We start from the raw sequence: 23,461 nt of genomic DNA on the forward strand, positions 1-23,461 counted from the left end.
TGCACGTAATTTGAACAATCCGGTTGATGAGTGAACTTTACTCCAACCCCGTCACACATGAAATCGGCAAAATGTAACCAATTATGCGTTCTGTAACCGGTTTTGTCCTTGAATCGCAGCTGTACCGGAGAGGGTTTTAACCAGCAGCAGACGGTCTTCTCCGGGGCCGAAATAGTCGGCTATTTCCGCCTGCAATGTGTAACCGAGCCGGTAGTAGAGGCGCTGGGCCGGATTGGCCGGATCGACTGTGAGCCGCAGTTCGCTGATCTGCAGCGCCTGCTGGTTGGCCTCCATCTGGCGCATCATCCGCTCCGCGAGGCCGAAACCGCGCGCCTCGGGCAGCACCGCCAGCGAGAGCACCCAGCCTTGCGACCGCTCCTGACCGAATCCCCCCAGTACATACCCCACCAGCTGCCCCTCGTATTCGGCCACCAGCAACAACTCGGGCCACAAATCCATCGCCTGACGGAAGAAGAAGGCGGGATAGACATCTTCGCCAAACACCTTGGCATCGATCTGCCAGATGGCGTGCATGTCATGGTGGGTAGCGGTGCGTAGCAGGGGCGGGTTGTGGTGCATCAGGACTCCATTGGCAGCAAACGGATCGGCAACGCCGCTGACCTTGGGGTCAACGGCAAAAAAGGAGTCATAGGGTAGTGGTCATCCCCTGCCGGATGCAAGGGATTGGCGGTTATGGCGGCAGGGGGCGGCTCTGGGGCAGTTTGGGGGCCTTGCGCAAGCCGTCGAGCAGGTGGCGGAGGGTGAGCCAGGGGTGGCGCAGCAACATGCGCGGGCCGCTCCACTTCATCACCTGCTGGATCTGTTTGCGCATCGCCGGTGCGTAACAGTGGATATTGCAGTTGGCGCAGGTGGGTTTGTGGCCGTGGCCATAACGGCAGCGACGAAGGCGCTGATGAGCGAAATCCCGCAACTGGCGACAGTGGTGGCAATGGGGATCCTGATGATGGTGCTGGCAGTAGAGGCGGATCATGGCGCTGACCGTCTGCTGCTCGCGCATGAGTCTGGGGTGGTCACTCGCCTTTTTGCTGGCTGCGGCGTGTGAGCCCCGGGCTGGGCTGGCATGATGACTTTTCATGGCCGCCATTCTCCTGACCTGCTCACTTTGGGTGTTGATACAGGTCAAAAGGGGGGATAAAAAACAGGGCCCGCAGGCCCTGTGTCATCAGATGAGGCTGGTTGCCTGCTCCAGCCAGGCGAGATCCTCGCCTTCGAGCAGTGGGCTCAGGCGGCGGAACACCTCGACATGGTATTCGTTGATCCAGCGGAATTCGGCCGGGCTCAGCAGGCTGCGGTCGATCAGGCGGGTATCGAACGGCACGTAGGTCAGCCGCTCGAAGCCCAGCATCGGCAGCTCGCCAACCTGTTCCTGCTCGGTCACGACTACCAGGTTCTCGCAGCGGATACCGAAGCCATCTTCGCGGTAGTAGCCCGGCTCGTTGGAGAGCACCATGCCCGGTTGCAGGGCGACCAAGCTCCCTTTCGGCGCGATGCGCTGGGGCCCTTCGTGGACGCTCAGGAAGTGGCCGACGCCGTGGCCGGTGCCGTGGTCGTAGTTGTAACCGGCTTGCCACAGCGGCATGCGGGCCAGCACGTCGAGCTGAATTCCGGCGGTGCCGCGCGGGAAGCGGGCCTGATCCAGCGCGATATGACCCTGCAGTACGCGGGTAAACATCGCTTTCTGCTCGTCGCTCACCTCACCCACCTTGATGGTGCGGGTGATGTCGGTGGTGCCATCCATATACTGGGCGCCGGAGTCCAGCAGATAGAGGCTGTCCTGGCCAAACGCGCGCGGGGTGCCATTGGTGTGGTGGTAGTGGCACATGGCGGCGTTGGGGCCGAGCGCGGAGATGGTATCGAAGCTCGGCTCGACGTAGTGCTCCTGCTCGCGGCGGAACGCTTCCACCTGATCGGCCAGAGTGCCTTCATCCACCCCTTCGAACTCGCCGGAGGCGACCAGCCGATCCAGCCAGGCGAGGAAGCGGGTCATGGCCACGCCATCACGCAGGTGAGCGGCACGCATGCCGGTCAGCTCGATCTCGTTTTTGCACGCTTTCGGCAGCATGGTGGGGTCTTGGCCAGCCACCAGAATGGCGCCCGCCTCTTCCATGACGAGCTGGGTCCAGGCGTTGGCGCTGTCCGGATCGGCCAGCACCTTCTGCTGATCTTCACCGATGCGTTGCAGCACGTCGCCCAGCTTGTCGATGGGGTAGACAGAGACATCCTGCCCCACGTGCTGGGTGAAGGCGAAGCAGTCAATTTTGTCGGTATCGACGAAGAAATCCATGCTGGTGTTGGCGTAGAGCACGGCAAAGCCCAGCACCACCGGCAACCGGTCGATATCGCGGCCGCGCAGGTTGAGCAGCCAGTTGATGGGCTCGGCCTGGGTCAGCAGCACGGCATCCAGCCCGCGCTTGCGCAGGTCGGCCGCCAGCTGTTCACGTTTGGACTGGCTGGACTGGCCTGCCAGCTCCTCGCTGTAGAGGATGACCGGGCTCTTGGTCGGCTCCGGGCGATCGCTCCAGTTCAGGTCGATGGGGTTCTGCTCGACGCGGATCAGCTCGATACCGCGGTCGGCCAGCACGGCCTTGGCATTCTTGTACCAGGTCAGGCTGTGCAGGCGGGCATCGAAGCCAACCCGGGAGCCTGACGGCAGCTGTTCGGCCAGCCACTGCACATGAGGATTTTCAATGAGGTGGAGGAATTCGAACAGTTCGGCGGGAGTTTGCATCCGCGCCTGCACCGTATAGCGACCATCGACAAAGAGGGCTGCCCGCTGGGCCATGATGATGGCGACCCCGGCAGAGCCGTTGAAACCGGTGATCCAGTCAAGCCGCTCGGCATAGGCGGGGATGTACTCGCCGAGGTGCTCATCATCGTGGGGGACGATAAATGCGTCCAACTCCTGCATGGCCAGCTCGGCCCTGACTTGGGCGACGCGGGTTTCAATTATCTCGAAATTATTCATGTCGTTAGTGCCAGATGGTTGCTATATGAGTGTTCAGTTTTTATGGCCGCTGGCCAGGATCCGCTTGATCGACTGACCTGCCGCTTCGATATGCTGCCTGAGCAGCACCACCGCCTCGTGCTTGCGCCGGGCGCGGCACAGTTCCAGCAATTGGGCGTGTTCACGCTCCGCCTTGTCCACCCCGTCGCTGGCAAACAGCAGCTCGAAGCGGACATAGCGGTCACAGCTCAGATTGATCTGGGCGATCAGTTCAAGTGCCTGGGGGCGACCGGCTGCCTGATAGAGGGTGGCGTGAAAGCTGTGGTTCAACTCGGCCCAATGTTCGATCTGGGTGCCTGACTCCAGGGCGTGATCAAACTGGGCGAGGATCGCCTCCGCTTGCGCGAAGGTGGCTTCCGTCATCTTGTCGACGGCGTGAAACAGGGTATCGGCTTCCAGCAGCGCTCGCAAATAAAAGAGCTCTTCAATGGCCGAGGCGTCCAGCATGGTGACCACGGCGCCGCGATGGGCTTCGAACTTCACCAGCCCCTGCGCTTCCAGCTGCATCAGGGCTTCGCGCACCGGAATGCGGCTCACGGCCAGCTCTTTGGCAATGGCATCCTGACGCAAGGGGGCGCCAGCGGGGAACTCCCCACGGAGGATCCGGCCACGGAGGTTTTCCATCACCATCTGGGTTCGGGTCTTGTAGGGTGGGGTCATGGTCGAGTCACGATTGGGCGTTACAGAATTGTATATTGTATAAAGTTTGGCTGAATCTAACCTGTCACAATAGGCAAAGGCAAGGTTTTGGCCCCTTTAACGGGGGCGATGGCGGCGTTCGAGGCTCCACAAAAACAAAAATGCCGGTCAGCGTGGCTGACCGGCATGATGTCACTGATACGAAGCGAGCCTGTTACAGCTGCGGGCCTGCCGCAACCAGACGTTTGCCTTCGTCGTTATCGGTGAAGCGCTCGAAGTTCTTGATGAAGCGCCCTGCCAGATCGACGGCCTTGGCATCCCACTCGGCCTTGTCGGCGTAAGTGTCGCGCGGGTCGAGGATCGCCGGGTTCACATCGTGCAGCGCGGTCGGGATCTCCAGATTGAAGATTGGCAGCACCTTGGTCTCGGCCTTCTCGATGGAGCCATCCAGGATGGCATCAATGATAGCGCGGGTATCCTTGATGGAGATGCGCTTGCCGGTGCCGTTCCAGCCGGTGTTGACCAGATAGGCCTCTGCACCTGCCGCTTCCATCCGTTTTACCAGCTCCTGACCGTACTTGGTCGGGTGCAGGGAGAGGAAGGCTGCGCCGAAGCAGGAGGAGAAGGTCGGAGTCGGCTCAGTGATGCCGCGCTCGGTACCGGCCAGTTTGGCGGTGAAGCCAGACAGGAAGTGGTACTTGGTCTGTTCCTTGGTCAGTTTGGAGACCGGAGGCAGCACGCCGAAGGCGTCGGCAGTCAGGAAGATCACCTTGGTGGCGTGACCTGCCTTGGAGACCGGCTTGACGATGTTGTCGATGTGATAGATGGGGTAGGAGACGCGGGTGTTCTCGGTCTTGGAGCCATCATCGAAGTCGATGGTGCCATCGGCAGCAACGGTCACGTTCTCCAGCAGCGCATCGCGACGGATGGCGTGGTAGATGTCCGGCTCAGCCTCTTCGGAGAGCTTGATGGTCTTGGCGTAGCAGCCCCCTTCGAAGTTGAACACGCCGTGGTCATCCCAGCCGTGCTCGTCATCGCCGATCAGCTGACGCTTCGGATCGGTGGAGAGGGTGGTCTTGCCGGTGCCGGAGAGGCCGAAGAAGATGGCGACGTCGCCGTCCTGACCCACGTTGGCGGAGCAGTGCATGGAGGCAATGCCGCGCAGGGGCAGGAAGTAGTTCATCATGGAGAACATGCCCTTCTTCATCTCGCCACCGTACCAGGTGCCACCGATGAGCTGCATCTTCTCGGTCATGTTGAAGGCAACAAAGTTCTCGGAGTTGAGACCCTGCTCCTTCCAGTTCGGGTTGGTGCACTTGGCACCGTTCATCACCACGAAGTCAGGCTTGAAGGTTTTCAGCTCTTCATCGCTCGGGCGGATGAACATGTTTTTCACGAAGTGTGCCTGCCAGGCCACCTCGGTGATGATGCGCACGGCCAGGCGGGTATCCGGGTTGGCACCGCAGAAACCGTCGACCACAAACAGGCGCTTGCCGGAGAGCTGTTTGGTGACCAGCCCTTTCAGATGTGACCACACTTCCGGGGTAATGGCTTTGTTATCGTTTTTACCCTGGTCAGACCACCACACAGTATCCTGGGTAGTGGCATCTTTGACGATATATTTATCTTTCGGGGAGCGACCGGTGAAGATACCGGTGTTTACGTTGACGGCGCCCAGCTCGGTCACAACACCGCGCTCGAACCCTTCCAGGTCAGGGCGTGTCTCTTCGGCGAAAAGCTGCTCGTAAGAGGGGTTGCGAACGATTTCTTGGCTGTTTTTGATGCCGTACTGGTCCAGTCCTAATTGTTGGGCCAGGGTGGGTTCTGCCACGATTGTCATTGTATTCTCCTGGGTTCAGAGGTTGGTAGGGTTCTATCTGACGGTCATCCTATCACTTAGGTGGTAGAGTTTAGCGATCGCCATCAAACTTTATAAAATAGGGTATTTTTTTGTTATTAAAGTTAAAGGCGGGTTTTGCCCGCCTTTAATTAGTGTAACTGGTTTGCATCATTGCCGGGAGCCCTGCTGAACAGGGTTTCGACATCGATCCCATTAAATTGGTACTGGGCGCCGCAATAATCACAGTGCATGTCGATCTTGCCGAGCTCCTGCACCATCTCCATGACCTCTTCCTTTTCTATCTGCAGCAGAGCCCCTTCACAGCGCTCGCGGGAGCAGGTGCAGCGGAACTCGACCGCCTGCGGATCGAACACTCGCACCTTGTCCTGATGGTAGAGACGGTAGAGGATCTCTTCTGCCTGCAGGCCGAACAGCTCTTCATCCTTGATGGTGCTGGTGAGCTGGGTCAGGTGATCGAAGTCGTTGCTGTGATCCTCGCTCTGGGCGGGCAGCTCCTGCAGCATGATGCCGGCAGCGCGCGGCGCACCTTCGTGATAGCCGGTGCGGATCCACAGCTTGGTGGCCAGCTGTTCGGAGCGGGCGAAGTAGTGCTCCAGGCAGCCCGCCAGGGTGTCGGCGTCCAGCGCGATGATGCCCTGATAGCGCTCGCCCTGCTCCGGGGTGATGGTGATGATCAGCTGGCCATTACCAATCAGGCTCTGCAGCTTGCCATCGCTCGGCAGCTCCCCTTCATAGCGGGCCACGCCGCGCAGCTGCTGGTTGTTGTCACCGTTGATCACGGCCAGACGCACCGGGCCATCGCCCTGCAGCTGCACCGTGATGGAGCCTTCAAACTTGAGGGTGGCGGTCAGCAGGCTGGTGGCGACCAGCAGCTCGCCCAGCAGTTTTTGCACCTGCACCGGGTAGTTCTGGGCTTCCACTACGTGGCGGTAGGTGTGATCCAGCTGGACCAGCTCGCCACGCACTTCGTACTCTTCAAACAGATAGCGATACAGCAGATCTTGGTTGCTCATCATGTATTCCTGGCTTTTCGGTGAGGTAAATCGGGCGGGCTGGGGTTGATGCCAGCCCGGTATCAAATCGGGGTCGGTCAGTACTGTTTGACCTTGAGCAACTGGCGTCGCTCCTGCTTGTCGGGGCGGCGCTCGGGGCTGGGGGCAAACTGGCTGTTGAAGCGGCGCGCCTCGCTGTTTTCGGCCCGTTTTTTCAGGCTCTCGGCGGTCTCTTCATAGAGCTGCTGGGCCAGCGGGGCCGATTTGCGCTGCTCGCTCAAGGCCAGCACCCGCACTTCGCGTTCGTCCTGCCCCTGCCAGAAGCGGATCAGTGCACCCACTTCCACCTGTTTGCCCGGTTTGCTGCGCTGACCATTGTAGTGCACCTTGCCCCCGTCGATCTGATCCCGCGCAATGGAGCGGGTCTTGTAGAAACGGGCCGCCCACAACCACTTGTCGAGACGAACCTCGAGGGCACTTTCTGCATGATTGGGCATGAACAGGCTCCATAACGGGGAAAAGAGGTGGTCGATTATACCAGAGCACGGGGTCGGGATAGAAACCGGGCAGCCGCCGCGCGGGGCGCAAACCATGTCAAGGTGATGCAACATATGGGCAGTTTGCTGATTCACAAGGGAAAGCCGCTGCTTTATCGGGTATCCATGGGGGCTGGGAGGGGCCTTCATACCGCGCATATAACACTGCCGCCCCGGTTGGGGGCGGCAGCGTTCACATCCATCGACCATGTCAGAGTCAGAAGTGATCGTGCTGATCCGGCTTCTTCTGGTCGTGGGGGCCTTCGCTGTGGGCGATGGCGGTGCGGATGAGATCAACCCCGGCGCGGATAATCAGCACCCCCATGTTGACCAGCTTGACGCAGACCCACATGAAGGTGATGAGCAGGATCAGCTTGAGCACGGTCTGGAAGGCTTCCAGGAAGTTCTGCTCCAGCTGGGCGGTCAGGCCGTTGGCGCTGGTCATCAGCCAGGTGTAGACCTCGCGCACGAACGGGATGCGGCTTGGCATCTCCAGTACATCCAGTGCGGCAGGAAGCGCCTGGAAGATGACGATGCTGCCGAACAGGATCAAAATGACACCGATGGCGATGCCGAGGAAAAAGCCGAACTGTCTCATGGAGGGCTCCAGCGTTTGCTGCATGAAATTGAAGATAGCCGCCAATAGTAGGGAGTGCCCTGCTTCATCGCAATCTTCCGTGCACCGCCAGCGCGGCGGGAACGGCGGCGATCCGGCCGCTACCGTTGCCCAACTATCTGATTTCTGGGAGGCTTGTCGCCATTGTGCATAGGGAAAGCAAATTGATGTCGAGAACCCTCTTTTTACTCTTGCTGGCGTTGTTTGCCGCTCTGCCAGCCCTGAGTGCCGAACCGGCTGGCCCAACGGCAGCGGCCTGCGCCATCCGCCATCAGGATCAACTGCTGCTGGTGCAGGATCGCATCTCCTCCCGCTACAGCCTGAGCGGTGGCTATATAGATGGCGGCGAGAGCCCGCAGCAGGCGGCGCTGCGCGAGCTCTATGAGGAGACCGGCTTGCGGGGGGAGGTGGTGCTGGAGTTGGGCCGCTGGCAGCGGGCGCTTATCTTCGCTTGTCGCACGCTGGAACCCATCGTCGCCCAGCAAGATTCCGATTTTGTCTCGCTGCTGAAGGCCCCCAATCTGGGCGGGGAGATCCTCAATGCCCGTTTGATCGCGGTGAACAAGCTGCCCCGCGAGCAGCGCCGTTTCCCGGATCAGCTCGACTGGCTGCAATCCCGACTGGATAAGGTGCCCGAGAGCGAGGTGCGCTGGCAGGCCGATTTTGTGGCGCAGGGCAATGCGCTGCATCAGGTCGAGATCCCACTGATGATGCGTCTGCAACAGTGGCTGGGGCCCGATGTTTGGTGGCTGTCGGTCAGCAATCTGTTTGGTTCAGGCGGCTTTCAGCTTGCCCTGATACCTTTGCTGCTCCCGCTGCTGGGGTGGCCACGGTTGCGCCAGCTGCTGTTCGCCATGCTCTGGCTTGGCTTGCTGGTGCAGGCGAGCAAGGAGGGGATTGGCTGGCCGCGCCCCTTCCATCTGCAACCGCTGCTGGCGGCCCAGAGCGCGCAAGGCTTTGGCATGCCGAGCGGTCATACCGCTTCGGCCCTGCTGTTCTGGGGGGCGCTGCTTGGCTGTCTCTGGCCTGCCCGGCGCGGGCTGGCCTATTCGCTGGCCTTGCTGCTGGCGCTGACCACAGGTCTGGCGAGGGTCTGGCTCGGGGTGCACTTTATCTCCGACGTGGCGGCGGGGCTGCTGATTGGCGCCTTGCTGCTGGCGGTTCGCCCCTACTGGCGGCTGGATCAGCGTTCATCCGTGTGGGGCTTGCTGATCGCTGCAGCACTGGTTTGCGCGGGCCTGACCCAGTCGGCCCATCTGGCCGGGATCGGGCTGGCGGCTCTCGGGATCTGGGTTGGCGGTTTGCTTACCCTGACCTGCGGCGGTTATCCCCCCATTGTGACTGGCGCGGTTACGCTGGCGGGGGGCGCGGTGATCGGGGCGGGACTCTGGGCGCTGCCGCTGCTGACCAGCAGTTCGCTGGCCATACAGCTTGGTCAGTTTGTGCTCTTTTTCGGGCTGGGGCTCTGGTTGAGCGCTGGCCTCTGGTGGATACTCTCTTTCTTGAAATGCGACACTCGACCCAAGGGCAACGGCTCTGACAAGGGAACTCTATGAATGTGAAAAAAGTGGATTTGGCCAAGATAACCCTGGGGGTGCTGTTTCTCAGCATCCTGATTATCTCCTGTTTCTTGGTGTTGCAGCCCTTCCTGCCTGCGCTGGTGTGGGCCACCATGATCACCATCGCCACCTGGCCGCTGATGTTGATGGTGCAGCGCCTGTTGTGGGGCAAGCGCACCTTGGCGGCCCTCTTTATGACGCTGGTGCTGCTGCTGATGTTCGTCATCCCGCTCTTTATGACGCTGGCCAATGTGGCGGAGAAGGCGCCCATGCTGATCGAGCTGGGTACCCATATCAGCCAGTCACCGCCGCCGGAGCTGCTTTGGTTGCAACAGATCCCGCTGGTGGGCGACAAGCTCTATGACTTCTGGCAGCAAATTCTGGCGAGCGGTGGTCAGGTGCTGTTTGCCAAGCTGGCCCCCTATTTTGGCCAGACCGCCCGCTGGCTGGCCTCTCAGGCCGGTAATCTGGGGCTGCTGTTCGTCCACTTCCTGCTGACGGTCGGTATCTGCGGGGTGCTCTATCACTCGGGTGAAGTGGTGGCGACCGGCATTCGCCGCTTCGCCCACCGGCTGGCGGGTCAGCGTGGTGACAATGCCACCGTACTCGCTTCACAGGCGATCCGTGCCGTGGCGATGGGGGTGGTAGTGACCGCACTGGTGCAATCCTCGGTGGCCGGTGTCGGCCTGCTGATTGCCGGTATCCCTTACGCCATGGTGCTGGTGGTGGTGATGTTCCTGCTGATCGTCGCCCAGATCGGCCCCTTCCCGGTGCTGCTGGCCTGTATCGGCTACCTCTACTGGAGCGGCGACACCACCTGGGGCACCTTCCTGCTGGTGTGGTCACTGATTGCGGGCACCATGGACAACTTCCTGCGCCCCTTCCTGATCAAGCGTGGCGCCGACCTGCCGCTCATCCTCATTCTGGTGGGGGTAATCGGTGGCTTGCTGACCATGGGGATCATCGGTCTCTTTATCGGCCCGGTAGTGCTGGCGGTGGGCTACACCCTGCTGGATGCCTGGATCAAGGAAGATGACCAACCGGCGAGTGCGGCGGTTGAAGCGCCCAAGGCCGAGTGACGATTCAGTAAAAAGACGATTCAGTCATCCATAGCTGATACCAGGAGCCGCCCATAAGGGCGGCTCTGTTGTTTATTACCATCCCATGTAGGTTCGATTAGCGAAGCGTAATCGGACGATCGAGATGCAGCTGTCCCGGAGTTTCCGTGAATCAGCGGCATCTGGCAGAGGGGAAATATGGATGGCCGTGATAGTGGGGGAATCAATTTGCGCGAACGTCCGATTACGCCTGACGGCTAATCGAACCTACGGGCTGTCAGGCAGACCAAGGGTGTTTAGTTTGTTGATTGCACCAACATACGCCATCAGGGAAACCCAAAAGGGGCACTCATCTTGGCTGTGCTGGCGATACGGCGACTTGCTCAGAAAGGTGGGTGTCCTAATTTCTCCCATAGCCGTTATATATCCAAGTTTAACGACTTGTTATGTATGTTTAGTAAAATGACGCTCCACATCATAACCAATACCAGTGTTATGTTGATCGAACATTTTTACAAACTTTTTAATTTCAGATTTACCATTTGAACCAAAAATCAATTTATTCAGCGTTGCTCTAACACCAAATTGATTTTTGAGTGAGTTTATAGGGTTAGCTTGAGTTGCTATTTTAAAAATTCCCATTCCTGCTTCCATTGTCACTGGCTTATTTGATACCCCTAAACCTATCTTTGCACTTACATTTTGTGATACTGAATCTAGTTGTTTTCGGTAATTATTGATTTCATGAATATCATCATTTGATAACGCATTTTGAAACTGTTTGAGCCATTCTCGTAGTTTTAAAAAGTCTTTTCTCATTTCTAAAGCTACGTCAATAAGTTGTGGAATTGACGATGATTCTTGTATCACTCTAAGCGGGATCGCTGGCATATTTACAAACAAAGAATAAAGTGAGTCCGTACCATAAATTTTCTTTGACACTTTCATCTGTTCATCATTCAAAAATGATGTCACTTGATGAAGTGCATCGCCAGCAGGTAACATGAACCCAGAATTAACAAAAAACCTTTTTCTCAAGGGATGTGGTGTGTAACTTTTTTCATAAACAAAACTTCTCGCACACATTCCAGCACCTCCCCACATAGTTGCAGAGAGCAAAGGGTTTGCAGCTCTTTTGGTCTTTTCCCAGCTAATTACGTTTTCTTGATGTGATTTTTTGATCGATTCGTTTGAACACATGTGTTCAATTATGCGATTTCTTGGCAACACTAATTTTTCAGGTTCATTTAAAAATGGATAACTTCTAACTACTCCTAGTTTATTTGCTTTCAAAATAGGACTGTTTGAGGCAGTCCAAACATGTGAGAACTTTTCCTCAACCAATATTTCATCACGAAGAACTAAGTCAGTAATAAAATCAAAGAGAGCTTCTGTTTGTACAGATGCGAATGAAATTGAGTTGTATGAATGACTATGGCCTTTCACAATTATTTCATCTGCTGAGCTATCGTCCATACCTGATGTTAATAGTCTGGATATATCTTGAAGCGACCAATTATCTGAAACCACACCTTGTGCCATTGAATCTCCGAACAATGATTAAATATATAGAGAATATTAGATGGAAGGCTGTACTAATCCGTTAATAGAGCTTTCCATATAACTCTGGTTCGCCTTGAACGTCGCCACGAAAAGTTCATTTTAAATAACAACATTGCCGACCACTCTCTAGTGCTGAACGCATTCGCCAAATGTTTCCCTTTGGCTCTGTTTTTCGCTACTGAGCAAAAATACCCTTAAGGGGCGGCAATGGAAAGCGCCATATGGCCTCCTTTTCATAAACAAGTCAGGAGTGTGATCGGGGGCTATATATCAAAAAATCGAAGGAGTGCCGCGCCTTCTGCCACTGGCTCGGCCAGCAGTTTGCCGACGGTGAACCCGACCGGGAGGAGGGCGGGGTTGCCACCCTCTGAGGTAGGTCACTGAATCGGGGGCGCTGGCGTGGTTAAATGGTCGGCTCACATCTTGCCGGATATTGCTGTGACCATGCCATCTGACCTTCAGCCGCTGCTCGCTTGGCCCGACTATCTGCAGGCATCCTGGCTGCGCTGCGCCCACCAGACCAGTGCCACCCTCTGGCATCCGCCCCACAGCGCCAAGGGGCAGACCTTGCAGAGCCTGCGCCAGCGCAAGCGCGACCTGCTCACCACCGGCGAGATGGCCCTCGAGGATCTCTACGAATTTATGGAGGGGCGCCCCTGCGCCCTGCTGCTCACCGACGAGAGCGGCTGCCTGCTGGCCCAGACCGGCCACCCCGGCACGCTGGCGGAGTTGGCAGCGCTGGGGTTTGGCCCCGGTGCCTTTTTCAGCGAGGGGCGCATCGGCACCAATGCCATCAATCTGGCGGCGCTGGAGGGAGTGCCGCTCTGCGTCAGCGGCCCCCAGCATTTCAACCAGACTCTGCACCCGTGGCACAGCTGCGCCAGCCCGGTCTACAACAGCAATGGCCGTCAGGTCGCCATCATAGCTTTGATCTGCAAGGTGGAGGAGGCGAGCGCCGGCGATCTGGCGCTCACCGTCAGCGCCGGGCGCGAGCTGGCCCATCTGCTGCAGATGGAAACCCTGATGCAGGAGTCCCAGCACCACCTGAGCGAGCTTTACGCCCTGCTCGATGGTATGGATGACGGCGTGCTGGCCTGGGACCCTCAGGGGCGCTTGCGCTACCTCAATGCGCTGGCGGCCCACCGGCTGCGGCTCGATCCGGCGCTCTGTCTCGGCCAACCGCTGGAGCAGCACCTGCTGTTGCCCCAGCGGTTACAGTTGGCCATCAAGGGCCAGACGCCGCTCAGCCATGTGGAGGTGACACTGGAGCGGCTTGGCGCGCAGGAGGGGGAGTTTATCAATGCGCTGGTGAGCCTCAAGCCGTTGCCGGGGCCGGAGGGGGTCAGCTTTATTGCCTTGCTGCACCCGGTCGATCGGCTGCGGGCCATTCATCAGCTGCGCCAGACGGTGCCCGAGCTGTCGGCGCTGGTGGGGGAGTCGAGCGCCATGCGCAAGCTGCTGCGCTACGCCCGGCAGGCGGCCCAGAGTCAGGGGCCGATCCTGCTGCGCGGCGAGGAGGAGGTGGGCAAGGCCCAACTGGCGGAGGCGATCCACTTTGGCAGCGAGCGGGCTGCCGGGCCGCTCATTACCCTCAACTGCAAGGCGCTGCCGAGCGAGCGGATGGCGCTGGAGTTGATGGGTTCCGACGAGGCGGGGCAGGAGCGGGCGGGCAAGTTCGAGCTGGCCCACGGCGGCACGTTGGTACTGGAGCAGGTGGAGTGCCTCTCTGCCCCCATGCAGGCGGCGCTGCTGCAACTGCTCAAGACCGGCCGTATTCAGCGCTTCGATTCGGCCCGCATTCTGCCGCTCAAGGTGCGGATCATCGCCACCAGCAGCGCCCCGCTGGAGCAGCTGGTGCAGGAGGGACTGTTTGGCCGCCAGCTGCTCTATGCCTTGCAGGCGTGCGAGCTGTGGCTGCCGGGATTGCGGGAGCGCGCGGCGGATCTGCCGGGCCTGATCAGCCAGCAGCTAGGGGCGCAGGGGCGCGAGCCGGTACGCCAGTTCAGTCCGGCGGCCCTCGACTGTCTGCTCGCCTATCCCTGGCCTGGCAATCTGGGGGAGCTGCGCAGCGCCATCGAGCATGCGCTGCTTCATGCCGGTCAGGGGCCGATCCCGCCCGAGGCGCTGCCTGCCGCCATTCGGCACGGCTATCAGCAGGTGGCCGACGAGGTGGTGGGGCAACCGCTGCTCACCTTGGCGGAGCTGGAGCGGCAAGCCATCCTGCGCTGCGCCCACGCCTGCAAGGGGCAGGTGAGCCAGATGGCTCAGCATTTGGGTATCAGCCGCACCACCCTGTGGCGACGACTCAAGCTGCTCGAGATCGATCCCGCCGACTATCACGGCTGATGGCTATTGAGGCCGTTGCAAACCGGCCCGTAGAAAACGAAAAGGCCCCGCAGTTGCGGGGCCGTGTTATATGGCAGGGTCTGTGGTGGCGTGGTTACAGCCCCAGTTGGTGGGCGGTGACGATGGCCGCCAGCACATCCTCGGCAGTGACCTTGAATGGCATATTGTGGATGGTCTCGCCCTCGGCGGTGGAGGCTTTGGCTACCTCCATCAGGCGCGCCATATCCAGCTCCTTGACCCCCATCATATGCAGGTTGGTCGGCAGGCCCACAGAGCGGCAGAAGCCCAGCACAGTTTCAATCTCCGCTATCGGCGCGTTCTCCAGCACCAGCTGCACCAGGGTACCGAACGCCACTTTTTCACCGTGATAGAGGTGGTGGCACTCGGCGAGCTGGGTCAGGCCGTTGTGGATGGCGTGGGCGGCGGCCAGACCGCTGCTCTCGAAGCCGATACCGCTCAGGTAGGTGTTGGCCTCGATGATGTTCTCCACCGCCTTGGTGCAGAGCCCCTGTTCCACCGCCAGCTTGGCTTTGTAGCCATCGGCCAGCAGGGTCTTGTAGCAGAGCTCGGCGATGGCCTGCGCCGCCAGCGTGGAGGCGCCCCCGGCCATGGTCTGGCAACCGGAAACCTTGTTGGCACGCGCCTCGAAGTAGGTGGAGAGCGCATCCCCCATGCCGGAGACCAACAGCCGCACCGGGGCGCGGGAGACCACGCCGGTATCCATGATGACCATGTTGGGGTTGGTCGGGATCATCAGATATTCGCTGAACTGCCCTTCCGGGGTGTAGATGACCGCCAGCGCGCTGGTGGGGGCATCGGTGGAGGCGATGGTGGGCACTATGACCACCGGCACCTTCTGGTAAAAGGCGACCGACTTGGCGGTATCCAGCGTCTTGCCGCCGCCGATGCCGATGATGACGTCAAACGGGGTCTGCTTGCAGCGGGCCAGCAGACGGTCGATCTCGGGGCGGGAGCACTCGCCGTTGAAGCAGTCGAACTCGGGCTTGATGCCTGCGCCGTGGAAGCTGGTGGCCACGGTATCGCCCACCAGCTTGGTGACGAAGGCGTCAGCCAAGATCAGCGGCTTGCTACCGAGCGCTTTGACGTAGTTGCCGATATTGGCGAGGGCCCCGTTGCCTTGCACGTATTTGCTGGGGCTGATGATAATGCGGTCCATATTCTATCCCTCTCTCTAGTTCATAAGACTTCTTTTGAAACTAACAGGGGCGAAGGGGCGGCAGTGCCGGGGACTCCTTCGTCTTGAATGAAGCTGCACAGGCTCAGCGAGCGAGTGCAGCCCCTTGAAGCAGTGGCGTCAGTCGCCGAAGCGCTCGGCGGCCAGCTGCTGGAAGCAGGTCAGTGCTGCGGCGGCATCCTCCCCGCGCGCCAGCAGGGTGAGCTGGTCGCCCTGACGCACGTTGAGCATGGCGAGCCGGGTCAGGCTGCGGGGGTTGGCCTCTTTGTCCCCCTTTTGCAATTTGAGTTCAGCGGCAAAGGGCTTGAGGGCGGCCACCAGTCGGGCGGCGGGGCGCACATGCAGGCCGTGGGGGTTATCCACCAGCACCTCGCAGCGCAGCCAGCCGTCGTCGGTAACGGGGGCAGTCTCAGTGGCGGCTTGCACCGCACTGGCAGGCAGCATCGCTTGTTTCGGGCCCAGCGCGCCGAGCGCCTCGGCGGCGACCTCATCCAGCGTCAGGCCGGAACCGGCCGCCACCACGGCGGCCAGGGTGCCCTCGACCAGCGGGGCCGGGCAGAGCCGCACCCGGGCGCTCAGCTCCGGGGGCAGCAGTTCGAGGGCGGTCTCGGCGCTCAAGAGGGCGCTGCCCAAGTCCATCAGCACCAGCACGCCGCTGCCGTCATCCGCTTCTTCAATCGCACTCATCACCGCGATGGCATCGGTGCCGATGGGGTGGTCGGGGTCATCGACCCCGGCCGCCAGCAGCAATCGGGCCGGGCTGCCGAGCTGGTCGGCCAGCGCTTTCAAACCGGCCGCAAGCATGGCGCAGTGAGAGACAACTACGATTCCGATCATGTCACAACCTCGCTCTGTCACGCAGGGCGGTCAGCAGCAGCAGGGTCGAGGTGGCCCCGGCATCCTGATGGCCGATGCTGCGCTCGCCAAGATAGCTGGCGCGCCCCTTGCGAGCCTGCATCTGGATGGTGGCCTCGGTACCGGCTGCGGCGGCTGCCACCGCCTTGTCCAGCGCTTCGCTGATCGACAACTCTTGCTGCTGCGCCTGTTGCAGGGCGGCCAGTGCTGGCCACCAGGCGTCGCACATGGTCTTGTCGCCCGGCTCGGCGCGGCCGCGGGAGACGATCCCCTCGACCCCGTCACTCAGCATTTTGCACAGCTGACTGAGGCTCAGGCTCTGGCAGGCGTCGGTGCTGGCCGCGGCCCGGATAAAGAAGGTGCCATAGAGCGGGCCGCTGGCGCCACCGACCGAGGAGAGCAAGGTCATGCCAGTGGTTTTCAGCACCTGACCGATATCCTTGTCCGCCACCGCAGGCAGTTTCTCGGCCACTTTGGCAAAGCCGCGCTGCATGTTGAGGCCGTGGTCGCCGTCGCCGATGTCGGTATCCAGCGCGGTGAGGTAGTCACGCTGCTCGGTAAAGATGTGTTCGCAGTCGAGCAGCCAGTTGACGATGTGATGCTTGCTTAACATGGGTTCTCCTTAGCAGCCGCGACGCAGGGCGGGGGTGTGAACGGGGGCATCCCACAGGGTCATCAGCTCGTCATCCACCTTGAGCAGGGTGATGGAGATGCCGGTCATGTCGAGGGAGGTGCAGTAGGGGCCAATCAGGTTGCGCACCAGATGGATGCCCGCCTCTTCGCACAGGGTGGCGAGGCGACCATAGACGCCATAGAGCTCGGAGATGGGGGTACCGCCCAGACTGTTGACCAGCGCGATGACCCGATCGCCCGCATTCAGCGGTTCGATGAAGGTGTGCTCTTCCTGCCAGCTGCCGCTGGTGCGATCCCAATGGCGCAGGGTGCGGCCATAGGGGGTGTTGTCAGCAAGCTCGCTGAACATGTCGTCCACCAGGGTATTGAGGTCGGTGAAGGGGCGGCGCTCGATGCCCGGCTCGCCGTGGATACCGACGCCGAACTCCAGCTCGTTGTCCGCCAGAGTGAAGGAGGGCTTGCCAGCGGCAGGCACGGTGCAGGCATGCATGGCCACGCCTATGGTGCGGCTCTGGTTGTTGATGCGACGTGCCAGCGCCTCGCAGCGCGCCAGATCGTAGCCTGCTTCGGCGGCGGCACCGACCAGCTTCTCGCACAGCACGGTCGTGGCAACCCCACGGCGACCTGCAGTGTAGAGGCTGTCTTTGACCGCCACGTCGTCATCGATCAGGGCGAAGCCTACCTTGACCCCGTCGCCGTGCAGCAGCTCGACTGCGGTTTCGAAGTTGAGCACGTCGCCGGTGTAGTTCTTCACCAGAAACAGCACGCCCGCGCCGCCATCAACGGCCTGACCGCACTCGTACATCTGATCCGGCGTCGGGGAGGTAAAAATCTCGCCGGGGCAGGCGCCATCCAGCATCCCTTTGCCCACCAGCCCGCCGTGCATCGGCTCGTGGCCGCTGCCACCGCCGGAGACCAGCGCCACCTTGCCCATCACGGGGGAGTCGGCGCGGGTGATGTAGTGGGGTTCGATACGTACCTTGAGCTCGGGGTGGGCGGCTGCCATCCCCATCAGTTGTTCACGGACCACGGCATCGACGGCATTGATCAGTTTCTTCATGGCTCACTCCTTGGCTTGCCACCGCTCGGGTGGGCAAATGGTTGATGGAGCCAGTCTAACGACAGAAAAAGGGATAAAAATGACGGGCGATTTGGTTCGGATTTGAAACAGCAGAAGGGAGATGGGTGTTTCAATCTGAAACGGCGCAGGGCTGGCGGGCGGGAAACTGTTAGCTGACTCACAGCCATGAAAAAGGGCCCCGCAGGGCCCTTGGCTATAACCGGAATATGCGGACGGGTTAGATGGCCCAGCCACCGGCGTAGAAAACCACCAGCGCCACGGCGATGATGACGGTGCCGACGTTCAGCTTCTTCCACTCGGCAGCGAACAGACGACCGATGACCAGCGCTACGAAGCCCAGCATGATGCCGGTCACGATGTTGCAGGTGAGCACGATAAAGACGGCGCACAGCATGCCGGAGAGCGCATCGACCGAGTCGCTGAAGTCCAGCTTGGTGACGTTGCCCAGCATCAGCAGACCGACGTACATCAGAGCCGGTGCGGTGGCGTAAGCCGGTACCAGATAGCTCAGCGGGGAGAGGAAGATCATCAGCAGGAACAGCACGCCGACCAGCGCGGCGGTCAGACCGGTTTTGCCACCGGCCGCGGTGCCTGCGGCAGATTCGATGTAGACGGCAGCCGGAGCACCGCCAACGGCGCCTGCCACCATGCTGCTGACGGAGTCGGCAGTCAGGGCCTTGCCGCCGCTGATGATGTGGCCACGTTCGTTGATGAGACCCGCCTGTCCGGCCACGGCACGGATGGTGCCGGTGGCGTCAAACACGGCGGTCATCACCAGCGCCAGTACGGTCGGAATGACCACCGGATTGAGGGCGCCCAGCAGATCCATGCTGCCCACCAGTGAGCCTTTCTCACCAGTCAGGCTCGGCATGGCGAAGAAGCCCTGCCAGGTCACTTTCGGGTCGAAGATAAGACCGAGGATGGAGATGGCGATAATCACCATCAGGATGCCGCCCGGCACCTTGCGACGCTCGAGACCGAAGATGGCGGCCAGACCCAGCACCGTCATGATGACCGGGAAAGCGGTGACTTCACCCAGTTGCACCGGCAGACCGGCCCCTTCGTTCTTGATCACCATGCCGACGCCGTTGGTGGCGATCAGCAGCAGGAACAGACCGATACCGATACCGGTGCCGTGGGCGATGCCGGAGGGGAGGTTATCCAGGATCCATTGACGCACGCCGGTGACGCTGATCAGGGTGAACAGCACCCCCATCAGGAAGATGGCGCCCAGGGCGACCGGAATGCTCAGCCCCTGACCCAGTACCAGACTGAAGGCAGTAAAGGCGGTGAGGGAGATGGCGCAACCGATGGCCATCGGCAGCTTGGCCCACAGCCCCATCAGCAGGGAGCCGAAGGCGGCGATCAAACAGGTGGCCACAAACACCGGGCCCTGCTCAAAGCCGGCAGCACCCAGCATATTCGGCACCACTATGATGCTGTAGACCATCGCCAGGAAGGTGGTCAGCCCCGCGACCAGCTCCTGACGCACGCTGCTGCCGCGCGCAGAAATGGAAAAATAAGAGTCCAGAAAGCCGCCTGTCCCTGTTTGGGCGGCCATATCTTGCTTTGCCATAACTAATCCTGAAAGTGTGAAGGAAATCGTTTGCGTTGGTGGCGCGCAAAATAGCAAGAATTCGCGGCAAATACAGCGGATAACCTGACTTTTTCGTCACTATTTTACATTTTGAGTCCATTCGGAGCTCATTCTAAGACTCAAGCGGTGAGAGCGTGTAAGGGAGGGATCAAGCGGTCGGGCGAGGTGAGAGCTGTGAGGAAAAAGCGGGGAAAAACAAAAAACCCGCCTAAGCGGGTTTTTTTAAATTCTTGCAGAGCTGTCAGCAGTTGGCATGAGCCATCAGCAGCATGCTCCGGCTTGAATTACAGACCAACTACGTTGGCAGCAGCCGGGCCTTTCTGGCCTTGCTCGATGGTGAACTCAACGCGCTGACCTTCGTCCAGGGTTTTGAAGCTGGTGGACTGGATAGCGGAGAAGTGTACGAACACGTCTTTGCTGCCGTCAGCCGGGGAGATGAAACCAAAACCTTTCTCAGCGTTGAAGAACTTAACGGTACCAGTCATTTTGTTAGACATAATAATTTCCTTAAATAGTGTTGAATGCCACCTAAATGGCAATTTTTGATTTTTCGTCAGCAATACGTATGGGGAGCACTAAAGAAGGAGAATTATTTGATAAGAATTATCCGAGGATAACGCTTATGCTAATCACTGCTTTACTAAAATGACTGCCTAACATAATCAGGTCTGAACTGCCGAACCATCGAGAAAGATTAAAACACGCTCTCATTTTTAAAGCAAACTTTATCTCGATATTAATGTTTTGTAACAGCCAAAAATATCATTTTTTATAGTAAACATGATGCATTTCAACGGCATAGAAAAATCAGTGCAGACTCATATCACCCTGTGGCAAGTCAGATTCGGCTTTTTTGTCCTGACTATGTAGCCAGTTCTGGCAAAAAATATGAGAAAAAATGAAAAGCTGGCGATAGATGGGGATTGTCAGTTGGCGTTCTCTCTAACTCACAATGTAAATCACTTCTTTGCTGCTGCGATTAGCTTCTGGGCTGCAAATCAATGGCGGCGCCAAATCTGGCTCATCGAGCATCGCCCAGACATGCAAACGCCCGCAGGCACAAGTGCCAGCGGGCGTTTTGCAAGAGGGGATCAGCGCTTGCTGCGAAACTTGTTGCTGACCGAATCAATCCAGCTGAAGGTTTCCGGCAGTACCTGGTTTTTGGCGCGCTCTTTGGCTTTCTCGCGAGCCAGCTTGGAGGCTGCCTTGGCCGCTTCGGCGCGGTCGGCCACAATTTTCAGGCGACCCTCTTCGCGGATCTTGTTCCGCTCTCCGTTGGTCAGCTGGTGGTCTGCATTGGCTTGTGCCTTTTGCAATAACAAGGCTATCTCGGCTTTTTCGGCCTCGGTCAGATCTTTCATTTCCAGCTTTTTCACGGCGCGCTCCTGCGGCAGGGTGGTTAGACACCCTAACACAGTTGTGCCGATCACTTCTTATGCAATCGGCTTTCCGGCAGTAAAAATGCGGGTTTGTGCCAACTTTCCGTTATTTCGCTGCCACTTTCCCGCCTGTTTGCCACATTTCAATTTATGGCGAGCGGTGAGGGCAGCTCTTGCTCCTCCGGCTCGACGTGGATCAGCACGATGGCGTGGGGCAACTGCGCCATGATGGCGTGTTCGATGCGATCACAGATATCGTGGGCTTCGCCGATGCTCATCTCCGGGGGCAGGGTGAGATGGAAGTCGATATGGCGACGACGACCGGCACGACGGCTGCGCAGATCGTGAAAACCGCTGGCGGCAGGGCAGCATTCGGTGATGATGCGGCTGGTCATCGCCAGCTCTTCCGGGCTCATGCTCTGGTCGATCAGCGGCTGGAAGGCCTCGTTGAGCATGCTGATCGCCTCTCTGACAATAAAGATGGCGACCGCAATGGCGACCAGCGGGTCGAGGATGGCGAGTGAATGGCCGAACAGACCGGCCAGCCAGATCCCGCCAAGACCGACGGCGACACCGGCTGAAGTGAGCACATCCGCCTTGAGATGGAGCGCATCGGCCGCCAATGCAACTGACTCTTCTTCCCGGGCCACCTTGTAGAGGTAGGCTGAGACGCCGCTGTTGACCAGCGCCGAGATCACCATCACCAGCACGCCCCAGCCAATGCTTTCAATCGGGCTGGGGGTGATTAGCTTGTCGACAGCTTCGAAGATGATCCAGCCTGCGGCCAGCAAGATAAGCAGTGCTTCGATGACACCGGAGACATTTTCAATCTTGTCGTGACCATAGGGGTGGCGCTCATCGGGCGGGAGATCGGACTTTTTCACCGCGAACAGGGCGATCAGGGCCGCCACCAGATCCATGGCGGAGTGGATCGCCTCCGAGATGATACTGACCGAGCCGCTGGCGAACCCGGCTACCATTTTCATGATGATCAGACTGATATTGGAGCAGACCGACACCATGGCGGCTCTGGTTTTTCTGTTCATGTACAGCTTCCTGAATAAAAACGGATATTTCGGTGCGGCGCGCATTATATCCGGCTGACCGGAAATAACCTATTCGGTGTTGTAACCTGATGTTTCTGATGATATTGCGAATGCTTATTAAAATGGTGACCTCTTGCGCGGCAATAAATAATGAGAGGGATTTATATTTATCCGTGAAAATATCCAGGTAACGATGGCTTAATATAAGCGTGACAACATTTAATAATGCGAATTACTCTTTTTGGATCTTTCCTGTCGAGGTCCTTTGGCCTCTGCGCTCAGGGGGCGGAGCACAGCATTTTTTGGACGAGAATGAGGCTGGATCCGGATGCCGCTGGAGGGTATGCTGGGTCTGGTGATGGTCTTGCACCATCCCACCAAGCGTACTGAAGTTGATGATTCGGATGGCATGCTGGCTCCCTCTGGGAACCAACTGTCTGGGTAACATTTTTGGAGTTTGATGATGAGTAACAAAGAACATCACAACGGCAAAGATGCCAAGAAAAAACCGCAGATGTCACTGAAAGAGAAACGCGAAGCCAAACGTCAGAAAGCAGAACTGAAAAACGGCAGCGCAATGAAGTAACGCTCCCCTACTGCTGTTCCTTCGGAGCCAGTACAAAGCCAGCCCTTACCGGCTGGCTTTTATGTTTGTGGCTCACGGTGTGGCGCCGTAAGCCGCGAAAATCTGGTGATAACGACCATCCTGACGCATCGCCTCAAGGCGCTTATCAAACAGATTGCGGGCATCGGCCGTTCGGAAGGCAAAGTGATAGACGGTGGGCGGGAAGAGGTCTGCTTGCCTGACCTGATTGCGCTCGTAGTGCTCGCCTGCCTGAGCGGTGGCAATCAGCTGGTCGAGGTAGTAGTAGAACACCCGCTCCTCCAGTACGACTGCATCCACCCTGCCGCGCATTAGCTGATGTACCTGCACCTGCTGCTTGGCTACCTCCTCATAGTGGGGATTCTGGTTGGCCATGGTGGCGAACGCGCCCCCCAGAATGATCCTTGCCCGTTGAAAGGCGGTAACCCGTTTTGAATGCAGGTCGTCCAGAGTATTGATGTGGGTGCTGCGCAGGGTGAAGATCCGGTTATGGAAGGTGATAACGGGCTGGGTCAGAACGTGAGGATCAACCATACCGGGTCTGACGTTGATGATGGCATCCAGCTTTCCTGACTCGAACAGGCGGAAGGTACGCTCCAGCGGCAGAAATTCAAAGTTGGGCTCATAGCCGCTGCCAGCGAACGCCTCTTTCAGCAGATCCAGCTCAATGCCGCGATTCTCGCCTTCGATGACATAAGGGGGGATGGCAAAGCTGACCCCGACCTTGAGTGGCGTTGCCTGCAACTGGCCGGAGAGCATGCTGGTCAGCATTAGCAATAAAGGGGTGAGCAGTTTCATTGCACTTTTCACAAAGCGCTCCTGTGGAGAATATCCATCACTGTAGGGGAGGCAACCAAAAAGCGTTATATCCCTTTC

General features: G+C 59.0%; 22 protein-coding genes. 4 read left to right on the plus strand and 18 right to left on the minus strand.

Annotated features, from left to right (window positions below; all coding sequences use genetic code 11):
• Window positions 1–81 precede the first annotated feature (81 nt).
• The 8 genes from AB5Y82_RS00990 to AB5Y82_RS01025 form a co-directional block, all read right to left on the minus strand.
• Window positions 82–579 (minus strand): GNAT family N-acetyltransferase, encoded by a 498-nt coding sequence (locus tag AB5Y82_RS00990; RefSeq protein WP_042079722.1) that lies wholly within the window; start codon window positions 577–579, stop codon window positions 82–84.
• Between the two features lie 112 nt (window positions 580–691).
• A complete protein-coding gene (locus tag AB5Y82_RS00995) occupies window positions 692–1,096 on the minus strand; it encodes a nitrous oxide-stimulated promoter family protein (protein WP_111899877.1) in 405 nt (134 codons plus the stop codon).
• An 87-nt stretch (window positions 1,097–1,183) separates the two neighbouring features.
• The gene (locus tag AB5Y82_RS01000; protein WP_021231621.1) at window positions 1,184–2,986 is read right to left on the minus strand and encodes an aminopeptidase P family protein; all 1,803 of its coding nucleotides are present in this window, start codon (window positions 2,984–2,986) and stop codon (window positions 1,184–1,186) included.
• Between the two features lie 33 nt (window positions 2,987–3,019).
• The gene (locus AB5Y82_RS01005; RefSeq protein WP_005340138.1) at window positions 3,020–3,685 is read right to left on the minus strand and encodes a GntR family transcriptional regulator; all 666 of its coding nucleotides are present in this window, start codon (window positions 3,683–3,685) and stop codon (window positions 3,020–3,022) included.
• 193 nt (window positions 3,686–3,878) lie between these two features.
• Window positions 3,879–5,504 (minus strand): phosphoenolpyruvate carboxykinase (ATP), encoded by a 1,626-nt coding sequence (gene pckA, locus AB5Y82_RS01010; protein WP_005340139.1) that lies wholly within the window; start codon window positions 5,502–5,504, stop codon window positions 3,879–3,881.
• Between the two features lie 149 nt (window positions 5,505–5,653).
• Window positions 5,654–6,538 (minus strand): Hsp33 family molecular chaperone HslO, encoded by an 885-nt coding sequence (gene hslO / locus AB5Y82_RS01015; protein ID WP_005340140.1) that lies wholly within the window; start codon window positions 6,536–6,538, stop codon window positions 5,654–5,656.
• Between the two features lie 77 nt (window positions 6,539–6,615).
• Complete coding sequence (gene hslR, locus AB5Y82_RS01020) at window positions 6,616–7,014, minus strand: ribosome-associated heat shock protein Hsp15 (RefSeq protein WP_005340141.1); 399 nt, start codon at window positions 7,012–7,014, stop codon at window positions 6,616–6,618.
• 256 nt (window positions 7,015–7,270) lie between these two features.
• Complete coding sequence (locus tag AB5Y82_RS01025; RefSeq protein ID WP_005340143.1) at window positions 7,271–7,651, minus strand: hypothetical protein; 381 nt, start codon at window positions 7,649–7,651, stop codon at window positions 7,271–7,273.
• Window positions 7,652–7,836: 185 nt separating this feature from the next.
• Between AB5Y82_RS01025 and AB5Y82_RS01030 the strand changes: the two genes are divergently transcribed.
• Both AB5Y82_RS01030 and ydiK read left to right on the plus strand, forming a co-directional pair.
• Window positions 7,837–9,225, plus strand: coding sequence for a phosphatase PAP2 family protein (locus AB5Y82_RS01030; protein WP_368173536.1), 1,389 nt, complete (start codon window positions 7,837–7,839; stop codon window positions 9,223–9,225).
• A complete protein-coding gene (ydiK, locus tag AB5Y82_RS01035) occupies window positions 9,222–10,307 on the plus strand; it encodes an AI-2E family transporter YdiK (RefSeq protein ID WP_236317082.1) in 1,086 nt (361 codons plus the stop codon). Before AB5Y82_RS01030 ends, ydiK begins: the two co-directional genes overlap by 4 nt.
• A 423-nt stretch (window positions 10,308–10,730) precedes the next feature.
• On the opposite strand, the gene AB5Y82_RS01040 is transcribed toward ydiK, so the two are convergent.
• A complete protein-coding gene (locus AB5Y82_RS01040; RefSeq protein WP_368173537.1) occupies window positions 10,731–11,828 on the minus strand; it encodes a hypothetical protein in 1,098 nt (365 codons plus the stop codon).
• A 465-nt stretch (window positions 11,829–12,293) separates the two neighbouring features.
• Between AB5Y82_RS01040 and dhaR the strand changes: the two genes are divergently transcribed.
• The gene (gene dhaR / locus AB5Y82_RS01045; protein WP_368173538.1) at window positions 12,294–14,195 is read left to right on the plus strand and encodes a dihydroxyacetone kinase operon transcriptional regulator DhaR; all 1,902 of its coding nucleotides are present in this window, start codon (window positions 12,294–12,296) and stop codon (window positions 14,193–14,195) included.
• A gap of 94 nt (window positions 14,196–14,289) precedes the next feature.
• On the opposite strand, the gene AB5Y82_RS01050 is transcribed toward dhaR, so the two are convergent.
• From AB5Y82_RS01050 to AB5Y82_RS01085, 8 genes are all read right to left on the minus strand, one after another.
• The gene (locus tag AB5Y82_RS01050) at window positions 14,290–15,372 is read right to left on the minus strand and encodes a glycerol dehydrogenase (protein ID WP_111899862.1); all 1,083 of its coding nucleotides are present in this window, start codon (window positions 15,370–15,372) and stop codon (window positions 14,290–14,292) included.
• Between the two features lie 138 nt (window positions 15,373–15,510).
• Window positions 15,511–16,227 carry a dihydroxyacetone kinase phosphoryl donor subunit DhaM gene (dhaM, locus tag AB5Y82_RS01055; protein ID WP_368173539.1) on the minus strand — a complete coding sequence of 239 codons (717 nt, stop codon included), beginning with the start codon at window positions 16,225–16,227 and terminating at the stop codon, window positions 15,511–15,513.
• Between the two features lies 1 nt (window position 16,228).
• Window positions 16,229–16,858, minus strand: coding sequence for a dihydroxyacetone kinase subunit DhaL (gene dhaL, locus AB5Y82_RS01060; RefSeq protein WP_075116115.1), 630 nt, complete (start codon window positions 16,856–16,858; stop codon window positions 16,229–16,231).
• Between the two features lie 9 nt (window positions 16,859–16,867).
• A complete protein-coding gene (gene dhaK, locus AB5Y82_RS01065) occupies window positions 16,868–17,938 on the minus strand; it encodes a dihydroxyacetone kinase subunit DhaK (protein ID WP_040067692.1) in 1,071 nt (356 codons plus the stop codon).
• Window positions 17,939–18,176: 238 nt separating this feature from the next.
• Window positions 18,177–19,535 (minus strand): NCS2 family permease, encoded by a 1,359-nt coding sequence (locus AB5Y82_RS01070; protein ID WP_042032197.1) that lies wholly within the window; start codon window positions 19,533–19,535, stop codon window positions 18,177–18,179.
• Between the two features lie 305 nt (window positions 19,536–19,840).
• The gene (cspA, locus tag AB5Y82_RS01075; RefSeq protein WP_005316548.1) at window positions 19,841–20,053 is read right to left on the minus strand and encodes an RNA chaperone/antiterminator CspA; all 213 of its coding nucleotides are present in this window, start codon (window positions 20,051–20,053) and stop codon (window positions 19,841–19,843) included.
• Between the two features lie 594 nt (window positions 20,054–20,647).
• On the minus strand, window positions 20,648–20,932 hold the full coding sequence (gene yjbD / locus AB5Y82_RS01080; protein WP_005340165.1) for a DUF3811 domain-containing protein: 285 nt from the start codon (window positions 20,930–20,932) through the stop codon (window positions 20,648–20,650).
• 146 nt (window positions 20,933–21,078) lie between these two features.
• Window positions 21,079–21,981, minus strand: a complete 903-nt coding sequence (locus tag AB5Y82_RS01085; RefSeq protein WP_043822581.1) for a cation diffusion facilitator family transporter — start codon at window positions 21,979–21,981, stop codon at window positions 21,079–21,081.
• 463 nt (window positions 21,982–22,444) lie between these two features.
• Between AB5Y82_RS01085 and AB5Y82_RS01090 the strand changes: the two genes are divergently transcribed.
• Window positions 22,445–22,567 (plus strand): hypothetical protein, encoded by a 123-nt coding sequence (locus AB5Y82_RS01090; protein ID WP_005306071.1) that lies wholly within the window; start codon window positions 22,445–22,447, stop codon window positions 22,565–22,567.
• Window positions 22,568–22,639: 72 nt separating this feature from the next.
• On the opposite strand, the gene AB5Y82_RS01095 is transcribed toward AB5Y82_RS01090, so the two are convergent.
• Window positions 22,640–23,383: an ABC transporter substrate-binding protein gene (locus tag AB5Y82_RS01095; protein ID WP_111899864.1), complete on the minus strand. Its 744-nt coding sequence runs from the start codon at window positions 23,381–23,383 to the stop codon at window positions 22,640–22,642.
• Window positions 23,384–23,461 lie beyond the last annotated feature (78 nt).

The sequence above is a fragment of the Aeromonas sp. s13 genome, from assembly GCF_040907905.1.
Taxonomy (GTDB): Bacteria; Pseudomonadota; Gammaproteobacteria; order Enterobacterales; family Aeromonadaceae; genus Aeromonas; species Aeromonas veronii.

Bases quoted from the DNA above. Each gene is read 5' to 3' on its own strand.
- AB5Y82_RS00990 (WP_042079722.1), bottom strand. From the start codon at position 579: ATGCACCACAACCCGCCCCTGCTACGCACCGCTACCCACCATGACATG.
- AB5Y82_RS00995 (WP_111899877.1), bottom strand. From the start codon at position 1,096: ATGAAAAGTCATCATGCCAGCCCAGCCCGGGGCTCACACGCCGCAGCC.
- AB5Y82_RS01000 (WP_021231621.1), bottom strand. From the start codon at position 2,986: ATGAATAATTTCGAGATAATTGAAACCCGCGTCGCCCAAGTCAGGGCC.
- AB5Y82_RS01005 (WP_005340138.1), bottom strand. From the start codon at position 3,685: ATGACCCCACCCTACAAGACCCGAACCCAGATGGTGATGGAAAACCTC.
- pckA (WP_005340139.1), bottom strand. From the start codon at position 5,504: ATGACAATCGTGGCAGAACCCACCCTGGCCCAACAATTAGGACTGGAC.
- hslO (WP_005340140.1), bottom strand. From the start codon at position 6,538: ATGAGCAACCAAGATCTGCTGTATCGCTATCTGTTTGAAGAGTACGAA.
- hslR (WP_005340141.1), bottom strand. From the start codon at position 7,014: ATGCCCAATCATGCAGAAAGTGCCCTCGAGGTTCGTCTCGACAAGTGG.
- AB5Y82_RS01025 (WP_005340143.1), bottom strand. From the start codon at position 7,651: ATGAGACAGTTCGGCTTTTTCCTCGGCATCGCCATCGGTGTCATTTTG.
- AB5Y82_RS01030 (WP_368173536.1), top strand. From the start codon at position 7,837: ATGTCGAGAACCCTCTTTTTACTCTTGCTGGCGTTGTTTGCCGCTCTG.
- ydiK (WP_236317082.1), top strand. From the start codon at position 9,222: ATGAATGTGAAAAAAGTGGATTTGGCCAAGATAACCCTGGGGGTGCTG.
- AB5Y82_RS01040 (WP_368173537.1), bottom strand. From the start codon at position 11,828: ATGGCACAAGGTGTGGTTTCAGATAATTGGTCGCTTCAAGATATATCC.
- dhaR (WP_368173538.1), top strand. From the start codon at position 12,294: ATGCCATCTGACCTTCAGCCGCTGCTCGCTTGGCCCGACTATCTGCAG.
- AB5Y82_RS01050 (WP_111899862.1), bottom strand. From the start codon at position 15,372: ATGGACCGCATTATCATCAGCCCCAGCAAATACGTGCAAGGCAACGGG.
- dhaM (WP_368173539.1), bottom strand. From the start codon at position 16,227: ATGATCGGAATCGTAGTTGTCTCTCACTGCGCCATGCTTGCGGCCGGT.
- dhaL (WP_075116115.1), bottom strand. From the start codon at position 16,858: ATGTTAAGCAAGCATCACATCGTCAACTGGCTGCTCGACTGCGAACAC.
- dhaK (WP_040067692.1), bottom strand. From the start codon at position 17,938: ATGAAGAAACTGATCAATGCCGTCGATGCCGTGGTCCGTGAACAACTG.
- AB5Y82_RS01070 (WP_042032197.1), bottom strand. From the start codon at position 19,535: ATGGCAAAGCAAGATATGGCCGCCCAAACAGGGACAGGCGGCTTTCTG.
- cspA (WP_005316548.1), bottom strand. From the start codon at position 20,053: ATGTCTAACAAAATGACTGGTACCGTTAAGTTCTTCAACGCTGAGAAA.
- AB5Y82_RS01085 (WP_043822581.1), bottom strand. From the start codon at position 21,981: ATGAACAGAAAAACCAGAGCCGCCATGGTGTCGGTCTGCTCCAATATC.
- AB5Y82_RS01090 (WP_005306071.1), top strand. From the start codon at position 22,445: ATGAGTAACAAAGAACATCACAACGGCAAAGATGCCAAGAAAAAACCG.
- AB5Y82_RS01095 (WP_111899864.1), bottom strand. From the start codon at position 23,383: ATGAAACTGCTCACCCCTTTATTGCTAATGCTGACCAGCATGCTCTCC.